Genomic DNA, 22,250 nt, shown 5'->3' with positions numbered 1-22,250 from the left:
TATTGATTATTTATGATAATTAATGAGAAGATTTGCACCGATCGCAATGACCACAGCGTTTAAACTGATTATCTAGGTTGAACCCAAAAGATTGTAATAAAAACTTCCATCGACAATCACGGGTTTTTAAGTATTGATTCATTTGTTGAATGGCTTTACTATTTTGATCTTGATTCAATTTTGCAGGTTTAGATAGAATTTCATAATCAAAGGGATTATGCCAGATTAATCGTCCTTGGGCGTGTAAAATAGAAAGGGCGATCGCACTATTTTTAAATTGTTCAGATAGAGTTTCTATGTTTCCCGTTGCTGGAAGTTTTTTAATTAATTGATTTGCTGATTGATATTGTTTTTCTAGGTTTTCGATTAAATATTTTTGTCGTTGTTTATCTTCAGGATAGAAAAACCCCGTAAGTTCGCTAATAATAGTTAAGGCGATCGCAGGTTTCCCATCTCTCCCCGCCCGTCCCACTTCTTGAATATATTCAGACAATAAAAAAGGGGCTTGAAAATGGCATACCCATCTCACGTTACTCTTATTAATTCCCATACCAAAGGCACTACTACAAACTACAAATTTAATCTTTTCCTGTAACCAATCTTTTTCTATTTTTCGACGTTCTTCTGAACTTAATCCCGCATGATAAGCAACAGTTGAATAGTTTTCTGTTTGTAACCATTGGGCTAATTGTTCACAGTCTTTCCGAGTCCTCGCATAAATCAAACCTGTCTGATTTTTTCGCGGTTGAATAAATTGGATTAACTGTTGTTGTCGTCCTCTGGGAGTGCAAACTGTTTTAATATTTAATTCTAAATTAGATCGATAGGGACTCAATAGAAATTGCTGAGGTTTTTGCAGTTGTAAAACCTGTTTAATTGTGTCTTGAGCATCGGGATCGGCGGTGGCGGTAAAAGCTGCGATCGCAATTTTTGTTCCTTTTGGTTTAAGTTTTAATAAGGTCGAACGAATAGCCCCTAAACGTCGATAAGCTGGGCGAAAAGTATCCCCCCATTGTACTAAACAATGGGCTTCATCTAAGATTAAACCATTGATTTGAACATGGGGTTGAGAAATCACACTCCAGACGGGAGAACTTAATAGAGTTTCGGGGGAAAGATAGAGAAGTCTTAATTGATTTTGTTGAACCAAACTTAAAGTTTTTCGTCGTTGTTGGGGCATTAATTGACTATGAATTAAAGCGGCGGGAAGTTGCAATTCTTGAAGTTCTTGCACCTGATTTTCCATTAATGCCACTAAAGGAGATATAATTAAAGTTAATCCAGTTTGTAATAGTGCTGGCAGTTGAAAACAGATGGATTTTCCGCCTCCGGTTGGCATGACAATTAAAGCATCTTTTTTATCTAATAAGCTCTTAATAATTTCCCATTGGGGCGGTCTAAAATCATCATAACCCCAAATTTTCTTAAAAGATGCCTTAACCTGTTGCCAGTCTGTAGATGCTTCCATAACACATTTCCAAATTTGACTTAAGTTCGTTGTTGCGCTTCAGCGCAAAGAGGAGCTAAATATAAGAAATCCCGTTGTTGCGCTTCAGCGCAAGGAGGGGCTAAATATAAGAAACCCCGTTGTTGCGCTTCAGCGCAAGGAGGAGCTAAATATAAGAAATCCCGTTGTTGCGCTTCAGCGCAAGGAGGGGCTAAAGCCCAACGACGGAGGGGCTAAAGCCCAACAACGGAGGGGCTAAAGCCCAACAACGGAGGGGCTAAAGCCCAACGACGGAGGGGCTAAAGCCCAACAACGGAGGGGCTAAAGCCCAACAACGTTTTATATGTTTAATTATTTTAAGAGGATAAAACATGAGTTGTGTTAGAAAAACCCTATCGTTATCAAAAATTAATCTATCTTATTTAGAATGGGATTCTGGGATTAATAATTCCTCAGACACCAATATTTTATTATTACATGGGTTAGCAGATCAGGGGTTAGTCTGGAAACAATTAGGGGAAAAATTAAGCGATCGCTATCATATTATAGCACCGGATATGCGAGGACATGGAGAAAGTAGTAAACCCGATCACGGATATACTTTTACCGAAGTTATTGAAGATTTAGAAGCCTTAATGGATCATCTAAACTGGTCAAAAGCCCATATTTTAGGACATTCTTGGACAGGGAAAATGGCAGCAATTTGGGCAAAACAAAATCCCGAAAGGTTTAATAGTCTGATCCTAGTTGATCCGATTTTTATTATGAAACTTCCCGGTTTGTTTAAACTAACTTTACCAATTCTATATCGTCAGTTAGATTGCTTAAAATTAATCGGGCCATTTACGAGTTTTGAACAGGCGGAAAATCTGGCTAAACAATTAGCTCAATTTTCGGGATGGAGTGATTTACAACAGGAATTATTTATATCGGGAATGGAACAAAAACCCGATGGAAGTTGGGGAAGTAAATTTGGAATTGCTGCTAGAAATGAAATTTTTGAACAGGTGATGGAAGTTCCTGGTTTAACCGAAAATATTGATATTCCTACGTTATTAATTCAACCGGAAAAAGGCGTAAATCGCATGGAATGGCAATTAAAACCCTATAAACAGTATTTAACTCAGTTAGAAATTCAGCGTGTAGCGGGAAATCATTGGTCATTTCTAGTCGAAGCTGAAGGTTTTAATCAAACAGTTGAACGGTTTTTAAATAGTCAAATTGTGGTAAAATAACAATAATAAAAACCGAGGTAAAATTATGGATTTAGAAATTATTGCCCATCGAGGTTTTTCGGTGATGGCGCCTGAAAATACCCTAGTAGCATTTAGTGCCGCGTTGCAACAAGGGGCAAATTCCCTAGAATTTGATTTACAAATTTCTGCGGATGGAATTCCGGTTATTTTTCATGATCAAGAGTTAAACCGAATTACGGGAATATCGGGTAAAGTTTCTGAAAAAACTGTTGCAGAATTAAAAGAATTAGATGCGGGAGGGTGGTTTGCGGAAAGATTTGCGGGGGAAAGTATTCCGACATTGGAAGATGCGATCGCTACCTTTCAAGCGGTTAAAGATTTTTTATATTTTGATGTTAAACCCGATCATCAATGGTCAGAATTAGAAATCAAAAATTTAGGAGATTTTTTAATTAATAATAACTTGATTAAGAAGTCGATTATGACTTCATTTAATCAAGGATTTTTAGACCAAATTCGAGGTTATTGTCCAGAAATCACCTTGGGATATTTTTTAATTGATTTTAAGCAATTTGAACAACAATTACAAACAGCTATTAATCAAGGAAATGCTATTTTAACCATAGATTATTCTGTGATTTTAGAGCATCCCGAAATAATTACCCAGAGTCGAAATCAGGGGGTAGATATTGTGGTTTGGACGGTGGATGATTTAGAGGATTTTAAAAAATTAGTTAATCTGGGAGTAAAACGGATTATTACAAATTCATTAATTGGTAATATTCAAGTTAATTAAAGTTGACTTTAAATTCCGGTTACTACTTCCCAAAAATAGGTTTTAAAAGTTGTTAAATCAACAGTAATTTGCATTTCCTGTCCCCAAGTATAAACATTAAAATGAATCAAATTACTGTTTTGATTAATCTGTATTTCACCTAATAAAGCTACCCAATGATTCGGATAAGGAAAAACGGGCGGTTGATTTAGGAGTAAACCGGAATCATTAATTAAGGCGAAGGCAACACCACCGGATTTAATCATCTGATTTGCGGTTTCAATTGCTTCTAAATCCCCAAATAAGTAAGCATTTCTATAATTAACGGTTTGATAGCCTAAAATTTCTTTAATCCATCCTGCCATCTCCCAAGGTTTAGTCATTCCGGCTAAGTTTCTTAACAGTTGAGGTGCATTAGGATCTACAGAAAAAATAATATTTTCCGACTCTCTGAGGGTGGATAATACCATCCAGTCTATTTGAGAAATTTCTAAATTTAAAGGACTTTCTGATAACCATTGAGGCGGAGAAATCCAGCGATTATTTTGGGTATGAAATCCTCCAATTTGGAACAAATTACGGCAGATTTGAATATAGGCAAGGGGATTTTTTCTAATTAGTTCAAAAACAATTGCTGCTGGGCCGCAAAATGGTTGAGTGCCTTGATTAATATTAAAAGGATTAACCAGATGTGATCGCAATTCTGCAATAATTTGTTGTTGATCTAATCCCGTCCAAACCCCCGATATTTTTGAATTTTCAAACTCAGTAATTGCTATTTCTGCTTGTCTTAAAATGTCAGAATTTGCTGTCATATTCTATAAGTAGTTGCACAAAATAAATTACCTAGTTGAGAGAGGGAACACCGGAAAAGCCCCCCAAACCCCCCGTGCACGGGGGGCTAGGGGGGGAGGGAACAGGGTAGAGGATGTGTAATTAATTTTGTTTAGGTACTTAATTGATTTAGAGAAGATTGCTCCTTTAATTTATTCTGAAAGTTGGTTTCCATTTCTAATTCTTTATTCAAGAAATAGTTTAAAAATGTCCGAATTACAGCAATAGCAGCTAACTGACCTAACGCAATAAAAGAGGGTGTAACGGTTGTGAACAAAATATCTGCACCCAACTGAAATTCCAAGGCTAAAGCTAACCAACTGCCAAAATTAAGCCGTAATTCTATAAACGGAAAAATTTGCCGACGACGGAAACTTGCCAGGGCAATTTTTAAGGTACTAATTAATCCCAATAATATACAAAAAGCCGAAATTGCTTCTAAGCAAAATCCTAGAAGATGAACAAAGGAAGATAAACTATGTTTTAAGGTTTCTAAACCGATCATAAATCCAATAATTAAGGATTAACTAAGTGCTTCAGATAAATAATCGGCGGCGGCTTCAACCACGGCGATCGCATTTTCATACATCATCCGAGTCGGGCCTAAAATTCCCACACTTCCAACCGGAATATTATCCCGTCGATAGGGTGCAGAAACCAAGGTACAGCCTTGAATCGGTTCTAAAGGATTTTCCGACCCAATGCGAACCGTAACCCGTTGTTCTTGTTTAGGATTAGGAAAAATTAACGGCCATAATTGTTCCTGTTCTTCTTCCAATAAGTGCATCAAAGTTTTCACCTGTTGCAATTGAGAAAATTCAGGTAAATGTAGAACCTCAGCAATACCACTAATTAGAATGCGGGTATATTCTGGAGTTTGGCTGCGAAAACTTAAATCCGTTAATAACTTCCTTAAAAAGTCAGAATAGCACTGAAATTCCCGATCTAATTCACTCCAATCTAAAATCGAAAGTTCAGAAATAGATTTACCTCTGAGTTGAGCATTTAAAAAATTAGAAAGTAGTTGTAATTCCTGTTCTAAAACCTCTTGATCTTCGGGTAAAAGATTAACTCCCATGGCCTGAGAATCCGAGGGAGAATTGGCTGGAGATAAATCAATTAAACTGGACTGAGTTTGATAGGAGTCTGTCACCACAACTAACATAATTTTCCCAGGTTCTATAGAAACCAAATGCAAATGTCGTAACCGAGTAGTGACGGTTTTCGGGAGTGTAACTAAGGTAATATAGCCACTCAAAGTTGATAAAATTTGCGATGCCCCCCGCAAAACCGCTTCCAAACTACAGTTTTTTAAATTGAGTTGTTCGCGTAACAATTGCAGCGCCTCATCCGCAAAAGTTTCTGAGGGGGTAATCAGTTTATCAACATAAATCCGATACCCTGAGTCGGAGGGGATACGTCCGGCGGAGGTATGGGGCTGATACAGGAGTCCAGCCCGTTCCAAGACCCCCATGCCATTACGAATAGTGGCGGGACTGACTTTGAGGTTGTATTCTTCCACCAAAGCCTTAGAGCCCACGGGTTCGGCCGTCGCAATATAGTGACGAATCGTTGCCCAGAGAATATGATGATGTCGCTCTGTCAAATGAACTTGTGTAAACATTGAATTTTTCTATACAGATTTGACTGATGGAAGTACGGTATGGAATCAGGCAACTCCGAGATTTCCAGAATTTCGTGACTCACAAGATTTTTAGCAGAGTTTTGATATCCAAGATAGCAGATATTTGAATTAAACCGGGAAATTTAATCCAATAATATTATGAATTATGATCTAAGGAAATTTATTGTAATGGCGACCATGCCTTTTCAGCTTGTTCAGCAACATAGGCAGCAACGGTGGTAATTTCTCTAGCCGTTAACCGAGTTTTAAAATTAGGCATGGCATTTTTACCATTAGTAACTTGATTAATAATTGCAGCCAGGGGATTTTCTTGATATCCTTTTAAGTATTTAGTTAACGCTTCTTTTTTTAGGGTTTTATTAGCAACTATAACGTTATTCCCGTTAATATGGCAAGCTGCACAGGAGTTAGAAAAAATAGTAGACCCACTTAAAACCCCTTCTGCTAATGCGGATTTAGGCAAAAGGACTGTTAACAATAGAAAACTCAAAATAAGGACTGATAAGAGCTTTTTCAATGGAGTCTCCTTGAATCAAAAATAGCTAACAAGAAGATTTTACTCTTTAAGTTGTGCAAATAGACAACGATTCCCCTTAACGAGTTGCCTTTCAGTATCCTAGAGGGTTAAACACACGGATTCTGGCCATTCTCGACACCAGGATTTCATTTCTGTGACGACGGGGAGATGAATACGATTCCAACTAAAAAAACCAGGATTAATTTCTGCATAGTAACCTTGATGAAATTGGACTTCTCCAGGGGATAAACCACTTTCTACAAATTTAAAGGTTAATTGAGAGGGGTTAAGTTGCTTTTTGATTTGGTTTCTAAACCAGTTTCTATGGATAATTCCGGTATAGGTACTGCGAAAACTACCCGCAAATTGCTGACAGTTCCATATCACTAAATTACAAATTAATCCCAGGGTTTGTTCATCGGTAAAAGGTAAATTTTTGAATTGTTTTTGAAAGTTTGCAATAATAAAATGATCAATAAAAATAGCATTTTTATAGTATTTTAAAATTGGGTTAAAAAAATCCATATTCTCCGATTCATCGGTACAAATTAATAAAAGTTCTTCCGGTGGAAAAATTTCTTTTAGGGTTTTTAAGATTAAATAGGGATGGTCGGCTTCTCGATGGGGAATCCAGTTACGATAGTCTGTCAGACGAATATGAATCCCATTATATTGTCCGAGGGTTTGAGAGATTTTATCGGCTAAATTTCGATAAATGGGTTTAAATTTAATCGCTTCCATCAAGGAATAGAGCGTCGGGGAAGGCAGATAAAAAAAGCGAGAATAATAGGCCAAATTACAGGCACTAAATTCTAAAATATCCTGTTCAACATCCTGTACAATCATTCGATTTTCAGCAAAATCCGATAAAACCTTGGGGTCAATTATAATATTATTCGGAACAAAAACCGCATTAACTAATCTAACCTGACTCTGATAATGACTGAGATTTTTTCCTTGGGTTTCTGCCAAAAACTCTGAATAATTTAAAATAGGAATAGGAAGTTTATCAACTAAATCTAAAATCGTTGGTAGTTGGTCAATATTAATAATATGTTTCCGACTTTCAGGAACCGATAAAAAATAGCCCCCCCGCACAGGTAAAATGTTTTTATCCTCTCCCACGGAACCATAAAAAACTAACTTTCGTTGGGTTAAATAAGCCAATCCTACGGCTATTTCTAACCCCATTAAGTTATTATTTAACCCGGATTCATAATCTTTGTATAACAGATAGCGTGAGGTCATGAAATTGAAAATTAAGAAACTTTAGCTGAAGAAAAATTTAATAGTTTTCCTTGGGCAGACTCCAAAATTACATCCCGGATAAAAGCACTTGCTTCAAGGATTTCTAGTCCAATTAATTCCCCATCTTCATTCAGTTCAGCCGTCATATTAGGGCTAATCTCAATACTTCCAGTTTCCGATTCATCTGAAAATTTCAAATGCAGAATATCTTCTTGTTCAAAATAAGTCATTTTTGTAGGATTCATAGATTACAAATCTCCCAGTTTTTAAACGAAATCGCACTTGTTGCCGAGTGGTTACATGAATCGTCACAGGCATGATTAAATCTGGATTTTCTTCATAAGGAATCAAAACCAAGTCATTGTTGTGTTTACCCACTACCACCAAACGGCTTGTAGCACTATCATAATACTTTTCTGCTGAAAATCTTAAAATTTCTTCAATTTGTTCAAGATCAAAACCTCTCAGTGTAGCTCGATACTGAATATAATCTGACCAGACAATTTTAACCATGAACTGATGCCCAAATCTATAGGTTTCATTCTTTTTCTTTCTGCTTCCTATTTTCTATTCCCTTCTATAAATCCGAAATTTAATATTAATCAAGGTTTCGGTAGGGTCTGTGTGGGGTGGGTTCAGACCCACCTTTTTTAACTAAATTTTACAAATCCAATTATATGGATCGGGTGCTTTTCCAGTTTTAATGGCTTCCAATTGTTCTAAAATAGATGGGGCATATTTGCGTTCAGAAATCGGAGGTAAAACTAAATCCCGTCCTTGATATCCAATTTTAGAAACCTGGGCAATAGTAGCTGCGGTTCCCATACCAAAAGCCTCTTGTAAAATCCCTTGGTCATGGGCTGCTGCCACTTCTTCGATAGAAATTAACCGTTCTTCCACTTCTACCCCTTGATCTCGGAATAACTTTAACACACTATCGCGGGTAATTCCTTCTAAAATGGTTCCGGTTAATTGAGGTGTTACCACCACATTATTAATCACAAATGCTAAGTTCATGGTTCCACATTCTTCCACATATTTTTTGTGGACACCATCGAGCCAAATCACATTATCATAACCCAAGGCTTTAGCTTCTTTATCAGCTAATAAACTAGCGGCATAATTTCCAGCACATTTCGCCGCCCCGGTTCCCCCTTCACAGGCTCTAATATATTTATCCGTGACGATTAATTTAACTGGTTCGGAATAATAGGCTCCTACGGGACAACTCATAATAATAAAAGTATAGTGAGTTGAAGGTTTTAAACCAATAAATTCATCGTTGGCAAAATACAAGGGACGAATATATAAACTTCCCTCGGATTCAGGAATCCAACCGGAATCTAAACGAATTAATTCCGTTAATCCTTCCATAAAAACTGATTCAGGAATCGGGGGCATACAAAGTCGATGAGCCGATTGATTAATCCGTCTAAAGTTAGCATCGGGTCTAAAGATTAAGGTTTCTCCCGTGGCACTTTTATAGGCTTTCATCCCTTCAAAAACAGCCTGACCATAGTGCAGAACTGCCATGGCTGGAGCCATAGTTAAATTACCATAGGGGATGATTTTGAGGTCTTGCCAAGTCCCGTTATTGTAGGTGGCAACAAAAATATGGTCACTGAAGATTCGACCAAAGGGAATATTATGTAAAGTTTCCGCAGAAAGACGGGAATCCTCTGTTTTTTGAATCAGAATTTTTTGAGTTAGTGTTTCCATTATGGCTTAGGTGGTCAGGGTTTTATGGTTTTTCATCAGAATAACATGAATAACTGATAACTGATAATCGGGATACTTGATAACTGATTAATAGAACTTCCTCCCATTTTTATAATGAGGATAAAAATAGGAGGAATTTAGGCAGACCTAGATTAATTTTGATCGTTTTTGGCAATTATCCAAACGGCGTGAATAATCCCAGGAATAAATCCCAGTAGGGTTAGGAGAATATTCAGCCAAAAGGCACCCCCAAAACCAACGGTCAAAAAAACGCCCAAGGGCGGCAAAAACACAGCGGCAATTAAACGAATAATGTTCATATCACTGGATTACAACTTCTCTATCTATTTTAGCAATTTTTTCAATTAGAATAGGGAAACCTCTGTCATATCTTAAATTTTATGTCCATGTTGTTTGATATTTTTCCCTTCCAATTCCATTTTGACCCCAAATTGATTGCCGGGGCAACCCTCTGGTCTTTAGCGTTGTATTGGGGTTTTTCTCCCGTGGGTGAATGGGTCACCCATCAATTAAACCGTTGGTTTAATTATGCAGAAAGAATGTTATATACCTCGGAAGCTGAATATGAACGTACTCGCCAAGGTCGAGAATCTCAAAATGCTTTTTATGCGTCTTTGTTTAGTATTGTTCCTTTTTTAATTATGGGATTTTTATGTAATTGGGGTATTGAGATAGGTTTAGATAAAAGTTGGTCAATTAGTGTGGGAATCATTGCTTGTATGAGTGGGGGAATTTATGAATTAGGGCGACAAGATGGCAAAAAAGGCATTAATTCTTAATCATGAATTTCACCATTAGGCATCATTGCACCATGCAAAATGGCTCCGGCGGTATTAGCACTACTAATTTCTACGCGAGTTAAATAGGTATAACTTAAATTCGCATTTCTTAAATTAGTTCGAGCAACGGAAGCATCGGTTAAATCCGCTTGAGTGAGATTGGCTCCATTCATATTAGTTCGGGTTAAATCGACACGAACTAAATTGGCTCGACTCAAATTGGCATTACTTAAATTAGCATTACTTAGTTGAGCGTCGGGGAGAATGGCATCACACAATTCTACCCCGGGTAATTGAGCATCAATTAAAATCGCCCGTTCTAATTTAACTTTTTTTAAATTCGCTCCAATTAAGTTAGCTTCGGTGAGATTTGCTTCGGTTAAAAATGCAGATTGTAAGTTGGCTTGACTTAAGTTCGCTTGACTTAAAATTGCTCCTTTTAAGACGGTTTCTGTTAAATTAGCTCCGCTTAAATTCGCCCGAGTTAAATCAGCCCCGGTCAAATTTACCCCTTGTAAATCGGTTCCTCGTAAATCAGCCCCGCGCAAATTCACGCTTTCATAAATTCTGGGTTCATAGCGCAGATTAGCCCCCCGTAAACAGGCTCCTCTCAGGTCAGCCCCTTGTAAATTTGCCCCTCTTAAATCCGCTTGAATCAGGTTCGCATCTAATAAGGTTGCTAAGGCTAAATTGGCTTTCCGAAAATCTGCTCCTTGTAAATTTGTGCCATGAAATTCGGCATCATTCAGGTTAGCACTGCTTAAATTGGCTTTATTTAAAATAGCGCCATTAAACCTAACTCCCCTCAGATTAGCCCGGGAAAAATTAGCCCCATTCAAATAGGCTAAAACAAAGTTAGAGCCTTGCAAATCTGCACCACTTAAATTAGCACCAATTAAGTCCGCACGACTTAGTTCAGCACTCCTTAAATTAAGCCCTTTAAAATTTTTTTGTCCGGCTCGATACTGTTCGAGTAGTGTTTCCTCATCCATGATTAATTATCTTTGAGTTCCCGTATAGGTAAATTCTTGAACCCAAGCCATTGACTTACTACCAGGAGTTCGAGCGTAAACTTTAACCTTCTGAATCAATTGAATGTTCAAATCCAGCAATTTTTGACGGATAAATTGACTCATAGAGGCTTGATTTGGCACTTGATCTGACTCTAGTATAATGTGCAGACAGCCCTCTTTTGACTTGGTGAGAGTGTTAATTCCTTTCGGTTTCAGGGATTGACTAATCACCGTTGCGATCGCTTTTGCATGGCCCTGCTTGGCCAGTTCTAACAATTGGCCATGGGTTAGTCGAGGTTCCAGTTGTTCTGGGTCTTCCTCCTCAACGGCTATTGTGGTCTTATGCTGGGATAATCGTTGCTGTTCTTCCACTTCCGATTGATGAATGACCCCCGCTAAATCTCCGACTTTAGCTTGCAGGACATGAATAAACCGTCTTAAAGATTTATATTTAATCTCTAATTGAATTTCAGGAGGATGATTTTTTAATTGTTGATTGAGGGCAAGTTCTAAATGTTTCAAAATAGTGGTTAATGGCACCAAGGTATCTGCTACACTATTTCCAACAATCTGTTCAACTTCTTGCTCCAGAATGAGCTTTTTTCTGAGATCATCACTCATTTCTCCTGAGTCTGTGGGCGGGATATCAATATTACTAAAGGCGGTGGCGGAAGTAAAATCAGAAAAACTACTCTCGCTAATTGTCGTAAAATGTTGAGTTTTTGGTAAACCTAATCCCAAGTTCGGAGGATTAGGGGATAATAAATGCACGGTTTCACTTTCATTAATATCAATGGCATTATCAGTTAAAAAATGCTGCTGCAAAATTGAAGAACGGGGGGGGGTTGTATTCCCAGGAGAATGATTCAACCCCGAATCTGAACGGGATTTAGCTTTAGTTTCATAATAGGGGTTCAGGGCATCTAAAATCACCGTTACTGCTTGAATATTTTCGTCCGTATCTTCTAAATATTCTGCCATCTTATAAAGATGGGATTTTAGTCGATCTACGTTAGGAAAGGTTTGTAATAGTTCGTGAAGTAAATCATCGAGACTCTGATTTTTTAGTTGTGACCAATCTTCTTCTCGATAGTTAAATTCCCGTTCTAAACTCGAAAAAATTACCAGTTTTGCCCGTAAAGGATTGGTGTGTTGCATGATTTTAAATCGCACATCAAATAAATTCGATATGTTGCGAATCTGATGGGCGGGAACACCTTGACTAAAATAGGCTGAAGATAGAGAATTTAACTCCTCTGGACTAATTTTTATGGTTTCTGAAGCAGTAATTGATAGTTGATTTAGTTCGGGAATTTCTTCGACATCAGACTGAATATAAAATTGACTAATCTGAGCTTCAATCCTCTCTAAAACCAGATTGTATTCATTTTTTTTATTCAGACGAGATAGAATATTATTCAGAATAATTTTAAGCGGTTCAAACTGGGGATGTTTTTGATAAATATTTTGGAGTAAAACATTCAAATTAATACTATCTAGGACATGGGAATCATTCTCCCATTTTCCACTATAGGCACATAACAGAACTTTCTTAATCCGAGTGATATTCGGATCAGTTTCTAAATTTTGAGCAATCTCATTTAGACGGGATGGGTTCGGCATTTGGGTCTCCAATACAGAAAGTCAACACTATGGGAAGTGACTTAGGGGTATTCGGCACGAGGGTCTTGAAAATAACGGATTACATCCGGTTACAGGAATATTCAAAACAAAACACAAAATCCCTGATGATCCGCTCAAACACATTTTAATTCTAAAAACCAAAATTTATATTTTTGACTGACCATTTTTGATTCTCCCATCTTAGAATACAATTTTAATCGTTAGCACCCTAATATACTATTTTACGCTATTTTTTATCGGAATAGCTGTAGGATTTTTTGCTACTCCCCTACCCCCGAATTTATACGGATGTAAAGTTTTGATGGGATTGTCATTGACAGTGGAATTGGTGGCTTAGTTGCCGGGGGCTTTTAGCTGATAAGTAGTTACACAAAATAAATTACCTAGTTGAGAGAGGGAACACCGGAACAGCCCCCCCCAAACCCCCCGTGGGGGCTAGGGGGGGAGGGAACAGGGTGGAGGATGTGTAATTAATTTTGTTTAGGTACTTATTGACCATTATGCTTTTTTGTCAAAAAATCTGTTCAATCTAGCCAACTACCATTATCGTCCATCAGCAATAAAGCCGGAGGCAGAAAAATCCAAGCCATGATAGCATCTTGATCCAAAAGCTGTTTCTGAGAACCCGGTGAAGAAGCCATAACCTGAATAAATTTTGATAAAGTTTCTTAAAAATATTTTACAATAGTTTGGTTAATTTATATTTAGGTAAAAGCTTGAATGGATAAGAAAATGACCAAAATTGACCCCACCTCCTGTTTAATTTCTCCCGCCATTCCCTCGCCTTTATTTGTAGAGGGATCTCCGGTAAAAATTGGAGTTTTAGCATCTGGAAGTGGCACGAACTTTGAGGCGATCGCACAAGCCATAAAAGATCAAGAACTCAATGCCAAAATTCAGGTTTTAATTTATAATAACCCCGATGCTAAAGTCATAGAACGGGCGGAAAGGTTCGGAGTCAAAACCATTCTTTTAAACCATCGTAATTATAAAAAACGGGAAGATTTAGATCAAGCCATTGTTCAAACCTTAAAAGAACATGATGTGGATTGGATTGTTTTTGCTGGATGGATGCGAATTGTTACCCAAGTTTTAGTGGATGCTTTCCCCCATAAAATCATTAATTTACATCCGAGTTTATTACCGAGTTTTCCGGGGATTAGAGGAGTAGAACAGGCATTAGAAGCTCAAGTAAAAATTACAGGCTGTAGTGTTCATTTAGTCGAGTTAGAAGTCGATAGGGGCCCAATTTTGATGCAAGCCGCGGTTCCGATTTTACCTGATGATACTCCCGAAACTTTACACGCTCGAATTCAAATTCAAGAACATAAAATTTTGATTGGGGCGATTTCTTTGGTGAGTCAGTGGCAAAATGCGATAAATTAAAATACAGTGCCATCACTCTCTAATTTTAGGGGAGGAGAACCATCAAAACGTTGTTGTTTAGCAATTTCCCGTCCAGCATTCCAGGTACCTCCTTGTAAGACTTTAACTAGGGGAAATTCCTGGGAGGTAAGATTTAATTTTTGGCGAAGGATTTCCGCAATTTTATCGAGTATAATAATCGTGAGAGATCGCCATTCTATAATTATATTAGAATCGGGTTTGTGTAGTTTTTCCGATAAATTATTATCTTTTAATTCCAATAATCCCAAATCTAAAATTAATCCCCCGTTGCGATATTCTGCTAATCCAGTTAATTGATCTAAATCAATAATTTCTAATCCTAAATCCTGTAAAGGTTCAAGTAAGGAATAGGTTAACCATTGGGATAATTTATGGAAAGGAACAAAGGGATATTCTGAGTCTAGGGTTTCTAACCCTGAATAATACCAAACATCTCCTAAATTGACTTGATTTAAAGTTAATCTTCCCGGCCAAATTTCTCCTAACCCTTCTAAAATAGCGGTTAAAACAATCACAGCACTGAGTTGATTGTCTTGGGTTTGGGTTAAAAAATAATTCGCTAATTTCCCAGGTCGAGGATGAATTTCTCCAAATAAATGAGGATAATTAGATAGGGTTTCACCGAGTTTTTTTAAGAGTTCTAATCTACCTTTTACTCCGGTTAAATAATTATTTTCATTAACTTGAAATCCGGTGATTAATTGGGATTCCGTCAAATTCATTAATCCCTGGGCGTCGGCTTGAAATTGATATTTACTCTGACTAGAAAATAAACCCTGACTAAACATTTCATAACTGGCAATTGCTAACCCCTCAGAACGTCGCCAAATCAACCCGGTTTCTGATTCTTGATAATGCCATTTTTCCCCGGCTCCGGCATCCAGTAACACACTAATAATGGCTAAATCAAGTTTAGCTTGGGTTTGTTCTAACTGGGATAAACCATTTAATTGTTTTTGTAAGTTTGCAATTCTAGGAATATTACCGACTTCAAAATGTCGCCAGCGAGAATGAAAAGGGACATTGAGATCGGGATAGTTTTGAGTAATATTATCTAAAACAAAATTAGCCACTAATTCTAACTTTTCTGGATGATAAATAAAATGTTGTAGTTGATTAGATAGGGCTAAATCAAAGATAAAATTACAACGTTCTCGAATTGCTTGAGGAGAACGAAAATAGGCGATCGCATTTGAATAATTTTCTCGATTTTGCATTTTAATATTAAGGGAATAGGGAATAGAAAAAAGTGATTGGCTACCTGATCAAGTATTTGTAGCAAACATGAAAGAATGGAATATAACTATCCCCAATTCGTAATTCGTAATTCGTAATTCGTAATTCCCATTAACTTGGGATTTTGCGCTGAAGCGCAACAACGGGTTAATAGTCTCGACCTTTAATACCGAGTAAACCTTCTGGGTCTAAAATTGCCCCTTCCGTATAATATCCGGCGGCTTTTTTCGCTTCAATTTCCACCTGAGCATCCGCCGGAATTAAATCATCAGGAATCGCAATTCGTCTAACTACTTCAATCCCAGAATTAACAATCGCATCATATTTCATATTACTCATGGAAACTAATCGATCAATCCGAGTAATTCCTAACCAATGTAACACATCCGGCATTAATTCTTGAAACCGCATATCTTGTACCCCAGCCACACATTCTGTCCGTTCAAAATAGGCATCCGCGCGATCGCCTCCAGTTTGACGTTTCCGGGCATTATAAACTAAAAACTTCGTGACTTCTCCTAAAGCTCGTCCCTCTTTTCTATAGTATATAATTACTCCTGCGCCGCCTGACTGGGCTGTTTTAATACATTCTTCAATCCCATGCACTAAATAGGGGCGACAGGTACAAATATCTGAGCCAAAAACATCAGATCCATTACACTCATCATGAACTCTAACTGCAACCGGACGATCAGGATCAGTAATCGCTGCAATATCCCCCATAATATAAACCGTAACTCCCCCAATCGGAGGTAAAAATACTTGTAAATCAGGACGAGTAATTAACTCAGGAAACATTCCTCCGGTCTGTTCAAATAATGCTTGACGTAAATCACTTTCTGTCACCTTTAAATGATCGGCAATTCCGGGTAAATACCAAACGGGTTCAATTGCGGCTTTTGTTACTACTAAATCACCATTTTTCTTCATAATTTTGCCATCAATTTCTAACCGTCCTTTCGTGGCTGCATCATATAATTCTGGCATATTAATATGGGCTTTTGTAATCGCAATGGTGGGGCGAATATCATAGCCTTTTTCCAAATATTCAGTAAATGCTTCCCCAATAATCGCGCCAAAGGGATCGAGGGCGACAATTTTATCGGGATCTGACCAACTGGGGTAAGGGCCAATTTTTACGAAGGGGGAGGTATTGGTTAAGTCGGCGCGGTGGTCGGTTTTCAGATTCCCCTGGACAACGGCTAAGGCGCGATAGATAGCATAGGAACCCGAATGGGTGCCAATGACGTTACGATGGCTAAGATCGGTCAGGGTTCCAATCAGGGGGCCACGTTTGCCGGGATCGGCATTTCCCCAATGGACGGGGATGGGTTTGGTGCCGTAGGAGGTGGGGTGAGAGGTCAGAACAATATGCCTCAGTTTTGGATCTTGCTTTTGGCCAGCCATTGTTGTGTCCCATGCGATTCGGATATCCCTATTATGGGCATATTAGGGGTATTTTCTTATTCAACAAGATCCCTGGACGGCATTTTTTATTTCAGAGATTTGTAAGTTTTTACCAATAAAAACTAACTGGGTTTGACGGGACTCGGTGGGTTTCCAGAGACGATCATAAAAGGTTTCAATTCGATCACCAACTCCCTGTAATACTAACCGCATTGGTTTATTTGGAACTGAAACAAACCCTTTAATTCGGTAAATTTCCTGTTGTTTCACCATGGTTTTTAACCGTTGAATTAAATCTTCTGGTTCAAAATCTTGGGTTAAAATCACCGGAACTGAATTAATATTATCATCATGGTCGTGTTCTTCTTCGGCGTCATGATGACTGGGACGGGCTTCTAAATTATCTTCAACCGCCGCATTAAACCCTAAAATTACATCGGGATGAATATTTCCCTGTTGACAAGGAACAATTTTAACTCCTGCTCGCAATTCCTGTTTTAACCAGGTTTCAACTTTATGTTGATGATCTCGATCAACATGATCGGTTTTGGTTAATAAAACTAAATCCGCACAGGCTAATTGATCTTCAAATAATTCTTCAATTGGGGTTTCGTGATCTAAATTGGGATCGGCTTGACGTTGGGCTTCTACGGCCTGAATATCCCCAACTAAAGTACCATTAGCCAAGGCTTCACAGTCTACTACAGTTATCACACCATCTACCGTTGCCCCCGTGCGAATTTCCGGCCAGCGAAAGGCTTGAATTAGGGGTTTAGGTAATGCTAACCCAGAGGTTTCAATCACAATATGATCGATTTTATCCCGTCGTTTGAGTAGGGCTTGCATGGCGGGGAAAAATTCTTCCTGCACCGTACAACATAAACAACCATTAGTCAGTTCTACGAGGTTCACTTCTTCGGTTTCATCGTCACAAACTTGACAGGATCGAATTAATTCACCATCAATTCCAACTTCTCCAAATTCATTGACTAAAACGGCAATCCTTCGCCCATGATTATTTTGTAATAAATGACGAATTGTGGTGGTTTTTCCACTTCCTAAAAATCCAGTAATCACTGTAACGGGAATTTTGGCAGACATAATATTTATAAGAGGGAGTAGGAAATTACGAATTACGAATTACGAATGGGGTAAAGACTTGGCCGTGAGCTTTGTTGGATCAATCTTTATTCGGGTTGTTATAATTCAAAGTTTCAAGGATAAAAGTAGAGATATTTTATTAATATCTCTACTAAATTCTAATTAGGCTTAATTAGCTGATAATCGCTGAAGATAAAGCTACTACACCAACAGCTAAAACGGCAAAACCCGAATATTTGATTAGGGAAAATTGGCTATTTTCTAAGGTTTCTTTAAAGGATTGAGTCAGTTTCATTGTAGCTCCAGCAATCATCAATTGAATGGCTGTAAACCCAACTAAATAGGAGATTAAGGGGGTCATTTCGGCTCCCATAATTGATTCTCCATAGGCATAACCGTGAAACAAACCCGCTACACTAGCTAAACTAATTAATACTGCTAGGGGTAACTGTTTTTTGAGAACTAATAAAATCCCAATTGTAATCACAGAAAGGGCGATCGCAATTTCAGGAATGGGTAAATTAAAACTCATTAAATGAATTCCGGTTCCCAACATTGCGGTTAATAGAAAAGCCATAATTATCCAACTACCGCCCACAATTCCGGCTGCAATTAAACCAATGGCAATCACAAAAGCTAAATGATCAATTCCAATAATTGGGTGAGCAAGTCCGGCGAGAAATCCTTGAAAAAAGTTTTCCGGGGTTTTCCCTCCAAAGGCATGATGAGCCTCTGCGGGTTGCGCCATTAGGAGTAATAATAAACTCACCCCTAAAACCAAGATGCGAGTGCTATTTTGTAGCGAAAAATTTTGAAAAGACTTTAACATTTTAAACACCATCTGTACCGCGCAGATGTGCGAAAGAACAATCTGATTTCGGTGGGTGTTCTGACTTAGAGATTAATATTCTCATCACAGTTGCGGGACAGTGTTGGATTTGCGCCAAACTTTCCCCTTGCTTCTAGCGACTGTTCCCCGCTAGAACCGATTCAGATCTTTCATTGTATCATAATTTCTCCCAATATTCAATCAGGAGAAATACTTAAATTATTACCATTTTTTATAGGAAAGGAATTTTCCAGACATCGTAATTTTAACGCGATCGCCATTGGGGTCTTCGATTTTATCCACATCTAAGGTAAAATCAATTGCACTCATAATTCCGTCGCCAAATTTCTCATGAATCACGCTTTTCAGAGGCATTCCATAGACCTGCATAATTTCATAAAATCTATAGATTAAGGGATCGGTTGGAATCACGGGATCAAGTGATCCTTTGACGGGATAATCGGTTAAGAGTTCAATATATTCTGTGCTTAAACCTAGGGCTTCAACTAATTTTTTAGCTTCCTCATAGGAAGCACTCGCTTGTCGATAAATAACCGCAGCAATCCAAACTTCATCGCGTCCCAGCAGTTGCTCTAAATCTGAAAAGGTGACTCCTTTAGATTTTTTAGCCGATAATAACTTTTCTGTAATTTCTGAAATAGCCATTGAAAGATCCTCGTAGAATTTATTGGTTGATAACTTGTTAAAAATTATAAAATATTTTGCCAGTAATTCAACGGAAGTATTTAATTTTGGTCAATAGATCAATCCTATGCAGGTGGATTTTTCGATAGAGGTTTAGGGGGAATAGGTAAACTCCGGGGATGATTGGTTTGTAATTGTTTAACAACGGATAATAACCGTCTTAAATGAGGTTTAATTACCTCTTGATGTTCTTGGGTAAGTTCATCTAATCGGGTTTGAATCTTGGATAGATGAAGATCAGAAGCAGAGTCTCCAGATTTTTCCTGTTGTAATTGATCAATCACAACTTGAATTTCTAAAAATCGCCCTTGAAAATCCGCTTGTAAAGACTCTAAATGAGCCGTTTCAGTTGAGGAAAATGTTTGTAATTCTTGCCGAAATTCCGCTCTAATTTCTGCCAATGCTAGGGAAATATGTTCGGTGCTTGAAGTTACTGCTTGTCCTAAAGCTGCTACTTGTTTACTCCGATAGGCGGAGTCCAAGGCTTCAGTAGTAGGAAAAGCCTCTAATTTTTGCTGGAGGGATTGAATTTCTTCTAAAAGTTGTTTCCTCAACCCCATAACTACTTTAACCGTATTTTTTTCTAACTTTTCAACGGAGTCTTGAGCTTGAACAATTTCAATTTGATTTTGATGGGTTTGTTGTTCTAAACGATAACGGTTGGCAACATTCAGCGATAGGGCTAAGGTTAGGGGGGCAACTCCATAAAACGCTTGACCCGAAAGGGCCACTACTCCCGAACCGACAGCCGAACTGATCAGAGAAACATACTCTGCTAACTCTAACCAATGCCGTTGTTTCAGGGAAGAAAAAACCGTTTTAGGAAGAATAGAGTTAGACATCGGCATAGGACTAGAAGTTATAGCATGGGGTCGATTGGGATGGGCAGAGGACGCTGGGGGAAACATAATAATCTATTCTACTGGGGATATTGGGACACAGTGGTTAACTCCAGAATACAAAAAATTATGGCTATCCGCACTAGGAATTAAAAATTTGATGATCGGTTCGGCGAGTCCTTAACTGTTAAGATGTTTTGGGAGTACAAAATTATCTTAATTTCTGGTTTGATATTGGAGTTGTCTGAATTTTAACACCCTTAATGCCTAGATTCAATGTCAGCACCCTGCACTGAAGTGACGGGGCTTCATGCCTCCCACTTCAGTTAGTTGACCAGCCTAAGTCTTAACTGACTACGTTTTTTGAGTCAAGACACCCTGTTGGATGCGATAGCGAAGCGTGGCGTCAGCCATAGCTAGTCCCTGGCTCTGTCGTTAGTAGTTAAACAGTTTTACGAGGGGTAAGACAGTGCTACTAGCCTAACAAGCTCTTAAAACATTGGCGAAGCTAACTTTACCCTAGAAATAGGAGTTAGGAGGGCAACCATACCCTCCTCCCTGAAAGGGGAAATATAAAGCCTAACTATAAGTTAGGGGTTTCTACCCATTTTTCTGATGAAACCAAATCAAAATCCCAAATTCGATCAATTGAGATCAATTTTTAGTATTACTGCTTTTGTGATTTTAGTCCTGGGAGTCGGGTTTCTCAGTCTGAATTTTATTTTGGCTTTATTTCATAAATTCTCATCAACAATTTAACCTGTTTTTAGTGCATAAATTTTCTAATTTGATAGGTTCGACTTTCTAAAATAGGTATTTTTAATTCTCCCATTTTTTCGTCAAATTCTTGAATTGTTTTTTCAGGAAAGCTGCCAAGTTTTTCCTGGGATTCCCAACGAATTACCATGACAATTTCCTGATTTTTCACATCTAACCAAACTTCTTTTCCGAGAAATCCAGGAAAATTCTTGAGTCCGGCTGTCCAAACTTCTTCATCCTTTTGAATAAATAGCTCCCATTGTTCTGTGGGAACTTTGAATTTCAACCACTCAATAACCATGATTTTTATTAAGATTAATTAAACCACAAAGACACAAAGAAGTTTTAAAAACGCTCTGCATTGCTATATAGCAACCGCCAAGGCAGTTAGGACACCAGACGGATCTTGGAACCCAGAAAGTGAAGTATTTCCCCCCTGTTCCCTCCCTGCCGTGCACGGGGGGCTAGGGGGGGCTGTTCCCTGCTATATTTTGCAGAAGTAGAGAACCAGAAACAATCTCTAATTCCCTACGCCCGATTCCTTTTAACCTTTAAAATATTGTCCCCCTAAACGCATGGCATCAGCAATATCCACATCTCCATCTCCATCCGCATCTAAAAAACTATTTAAAACCGAATTAGAAGCTGATGCAGATTGTTGTTGATTGGTTCCTGTTTTCAGCAGGTTTAATACTAAAGGAACCACCATGGGTAAAACCGATTGAATGGTTTGGGCACTAACCCCCGTATGTTGGGAAACGGTTTGAATCAATTGCTGTTGCTGAGTCGAAGAAAATAACATTTCTACCGCCTGGGGGTTAGAAGTGATTCCAGCAAATTGATTGACTAGATTTTGTACCCCATCATTTCCGATTTCGGTTTGTTTTTCTTGCAAAGAAGACCGCACGGAACTCCCCACCATTGACATCACCATTTGACTGGTTTCAGGGGCAATCCCTAATTGATTACCAAGCTGTTGAGCGGTATTCAGAATCCCTCCGATTTGGTCGGTGTTTCCTACTGTATTGGGATCATTCAAAGCTGTTAAAATTTGATCAAATAGTCCCATATTGTTAATGAACCTTTTATGCAGATGAACTACACTCTAGTTTATCCTATATCTGATCCA

Annotated in this window: 25 protein-coding genes and 1 riboswitch; of the genes, 5 read left to right on the top strand and 20 right to left on the bottom strand. The window is 38.2% G+C overall.

From position 1 onward, the window contains the following. Nucleotides 1-19: 19 nt before the first annotated feature. Entirely contained in the window at nt 20-1,468 is a 1,449-nt protein-coding gene (locus AC559H_RS21170) for a RecQ family ATP-dependent DNA helicase (RefSeq protein ID WP_026795020.1), read from the bottom strand. 350 nt (nt 1,469-1,818) lie between these two features. Here AC559H_RS21170 and AC559H_RS21165 point away from each other — a divergent pair, with 350 nt between their 5' ends. Together AC559H_RS21165 and AC559H_RS21160 are read left to right on the top strand one after the other, a co-directional pair. Then, a complete protein-coding gene (locus AC559H_RS21165) occupies nt 1,819-2,682 on the top strand; it encodes an alpha/beta fold hydrolase (RefSeq protein ID WP_026795021.1) in 864 nt (287 codons plus the stop codon). Nucleotides 2,683-2,707: 25 nt separating this feature from the next. Then, nucleotides 2,708-3,439 (top strand): glycerophosphodiester phosphodiesterase, encoded by a 732-nt coding sequence (locus tag AC559H_RS21160; protein ID WP_026795022.1) that lies wholly within the window; start codon nt 2,708-2,710, stop codon nt 3,437-3,439. Nucleotides 3,440-3,447: 8 nt separating this feature from the next. Here AC559H_RS21160 and AC559H_RS21155 read toward each other — a convergent pair whose 3' ends face one another. The 9 genes from AC559H_RS21155 to AC559H_RS21115 all read right to left on the bottom strand — a co-directional run bounded on the left by AC559H_RS21155 (nt 3,448) and on the right by AC559H_RS21115 (nt 9,701). After that, nucleotides 3,448-4,233, bottom strand: a complete 786-nt coding sequence (locus AC559H_RS21155) for a hypothetical protein (protein ID WP_026795023.1) — start codon at nt 4,231-4,233, stop codon at nt 3,448-3,450. A gap of 131 nt (nt 4,234-4,364) precedes the next feature. Further along, nucleotides 4,365-4,757, bottom strand: a complete 393-nt coding sequence (locus tag AC559H_RS21150) for a DUF1622 domain-containing protein (protein ID WP_026788217.1) — start codon at nt 4,755-4,757, stop codon at nt 4,365-4,367. Nucleotides 4,758-4,775: 18 nt separating this feature from the next. Next, nucleotides 4,776-5,876: a heat-inducible transcriptional repressor HrcA gene (hrcA, locus tag AC559H_RS21145; RefSeq protein WP_026795024.1), complete on the bottom strand. Its 1,101-nt coding sequence runs from the start codon at nt 5,874-5,876 to the stop codon at nt 4,776-4,778. A gap of 181 nt (nt 5,877-6,057) precedes the next feature. After that, nucleotides 6,058-6,414 (bottom strand): cytochrome c6 PetJ, encoded by a 357-nt coding sequence (petJ, locus tag AC559H_RS21140; RefSeq protein WP_026788219.1) that lies wholly within the window; start codon nt 6,412-6,414, stop codon nt 6,058-6,060. 99 nt (nt 6,415-6,513) lie between these two features. Then, nucleotides 6,514-7,662: an O-fucosyltransferase family protein gene (locus AC559H_RS21135; protein ID WP_026795025.1), complete on the bottom strand. Its 1,149-nt coding sequence runs from the start codon at nt 7,660-7,662 to the stop codon at nt 6,514-6,516. 11 nt (nt 7,663-7,673) lie between these two features. Continuing rightward, entirely contained in the window at nt 7,674-7,892 is a 219-nt protein-coding gene (locus AC559H_RS21130; protein WP_233423078.1) for a DUF2283 domain-containing protein, read from the bottom strand. Continuing rightward, nucleotides 7,879-8,175: a hypothetical protein gene (locus tag AC559H_RS21125; RefSeq protein WP_026788222.1), complete on the bottom strand. Its 297-nt coding sequence runs from the start codon at nt 8,173-8,175 to the stop codon at nt 7,879-7,881. Before AC559H_RS21125 ends, AC559H_RS21130 begins: the two co-directional genes overlap by 14 nt. Before the next feature lie 141 nt (nt 8,176-8,316). Then, nucleotides 8,317-9,381, bottom strand: coding sequence for a branched-chain amino acid aminotransferase (locus tag AC559H_RS21120; RefSeq protein ID WP_026795026.1), 1,065 nt, complete (start codon nt 9,379-9,381; stop codon nt 8,317-8,319). A 152-nt stretch (nt 9,382-9,533) separates the two neighbouring features. Beyond that, nucleotides 9,534-9,701, bottom strand: coding sequence for a YqaE/Pmp3 family membrane protein (locus AC559H_RS21115; RefSeq protein WP_036831247.1), 168 nt, complete (start codon nt 9,699-9,701; stop codon nt 9,534-9,536). Between the two features lie 87 nt (nt 9,702-9,788). Here AC559H_RS21115 and AC559H_RS21110 point away from each other — a divergent pair, with 87 nt between their 5' ends. Further along, nucleotides 9,789-10,181, top strand: coding sequence for a hypothetical protein (locus AC559H_RS21110; protein WP_026795027.1), 393 nt, complete (start codon nt 9,789-9,791; stop codon nt 10,179-10,181). On the opposite strand, the gene AC559H_RS21105 is transcribed toward AC559H_RS21110, so the two are convergent. Further along, nucleotides 10,178-11,173 carry a pentapeptide repeat-containing protein gene (locus AC559H_RS21105; RefSeq protein WP_026795028.1) on the bottom strand — a complete coding sequence of 332 codons (996 nt, stop codon included), beginning with the start codon at nt 11,171-11,173 and terminating at the stop codon, nt 10,178-10,180. The genes AC559H_RS21110 and AC559H_RS21105 overlap by 4 nt on opposite strands. Before the next feature lie 6 nt (nt 11,174-11,179). Next, nucleotides 11,180-12,817 (bottom strand): hypothetical protein, encoded by a 1,638-nt coding sequence (locus AC559H_RS21100; protein ID WP_026795029.1) that lies wholly within the window; start codon nt 12,815-12,817, stop codon nt 11,180-11,182. Between the two features lie 753 nt (nt 12,818-13,570). Here AC559H_RS21100 and purN point away from each other — a divergent pair. Further along, entirely contained in the window at nt 13,571-14,224 is a 654-nt protein-coding gene (gene purN, locus AC559H_RS21095) for a phosphoribosylglycinamide formyltransferase (RefSeq protein WP_026795030.1), read from the top strand. On the opposite strand, the gene AC559H_RS21090 is transcribed toward purN, so the two are convergent. The 6 genes from AC559H_RS21090 to AC559H_RS21065 form a co-directional block, all read right to left on the bottom strand. Next, nucleotides 14,221-15,462, bottom strand: a complete 1,242-nt coding sequence (locus tag AC559H_RS21090; protein WP_026795031.1) for a URC4/urg3 family protein — start codon at nt 15,460-15,462, stop codon at nt 14,221-14,223. The genes purN and AC559H_RS21090 overlap by 4 nt on opposite strands. A 166-nt stretch (nt 15,463-15,628) precedes the next feature. After that, entirely contained in the window at nt 15,629-16,888 is a 1,260-nt protein-coding gene (locus AC559H_RS21085; protein WP_026795032.1) for a GTP cyclohydrolase II, read from the bottom strand. Between the two features lie 60 nt (nt 16,889-16,948). Next, complete coding sequence (gene cobW, locus AC559H_RS21080; RefSeq protein WP_026795033.1) at nt 16,949-17,989, bottom strand: cobalamin biosynthesis protein CobW; 1,041 nt, start codon at nt 17,987-17,989, stop codon at nt 16,949-16,951. 172 nt (nt 17,990-18,161) lie between these two features. After that, on the bottom strand, nt 18,162-18,818 hold the full coding sequence (locus AC559H_RS21075; protein ID WP_026795034.1) for a HupE/UreJ family protein: 657 nt from the start codon (nt 18,816-18,818) through the stop codon (nt 18,162-18,164). Nucleotides 18,819-18,850: 32 nt separating this feature from the next. Further along, nucleotides 18,851-18,994, bottom strand: a riboswitch (cobalamin riboswitch). Between the two features lie 46 nt (nt 18,995-19,040). Beyond that, nucleotides 19,041-19,484 (bottom strand): cyanase, encoded by a 444-nt coding sequence (gene cynS / locus AC559H_RS21070; protein WP_026795035.1) that lies wholly within the window; start codon nt 19,482-19,484, stop codon nt 19,041-19,043. 104 nt (nt 19,485-19,588) lie between these two features. Continuing rightward, entirely contained in the window at nt 19,589-20,431 is an 843-nt protein-coding gene (locus tag AC559H_RS21065) for a hypothetical protein (RefSeq protein ID WP_051319458.1), read from the bottom strand. Between the two features lie 546 nt (nt 20,432-20,977). Here AC559H_RS21065 and AC559H_RS21060 point away from each other — a divergent pair. Continuing rightward, complete coding sequence (locus AC559H_RS21060; protein WP_162832335.1) at nt 20,978-21,121, top strand: hypothetical protein; 144 nt, start codon at nt 20,978-20,980, stop codon at nt 21,119-21,121. Nucleotides 21,122-21,128: 7 nt separating this feature from the next. Here the strand turns inward: AC559H_RS21060 and AC559H_RS21055 are convergent, their stop codons facing one another. Further along, a complete protein-coding gene (locus AC559H_RS21055) occupies nt 21,129-21,422 on the bottom strand; it encodes a TIGR03792 family protein (RefSeq protein WP_026795037.1) in 294 nt (97 codons plus the stop codon). Nucleotides 21,423-21,665: 243 nt separating this feature from the next. Further along, nucleotides 21,666-22,190: a DUF937 domain-containing protein gene (locus tag AC559H_RS21050; RefSeq protein WP_026795038.1), complete on the bottom strand. Its 525-nt coding sequence runs from the start codon at nt 22,188-22,190 to the stop codon at nt 21,666-21,668. Nucleotides 22,191-22,250 lie beyond the last annotated feature (60 nt).

Source organism: Planktothrix prolifica NIVA-CYA 540 (genome assembly GCF_963864145.1).
Taxonomy (GTDB): Bacteria; Cyanobacteriota; Cyanobacteriia; order Cyanobacteriales; family Microcoleaceae; genus Planktothrix; species Planktothrix agardhii.
The sequence above is the reverse complement of the archived record's forward strand: the minus strand, read 5'-3'. Positions and strand labels throughout refer to the sequence as shown.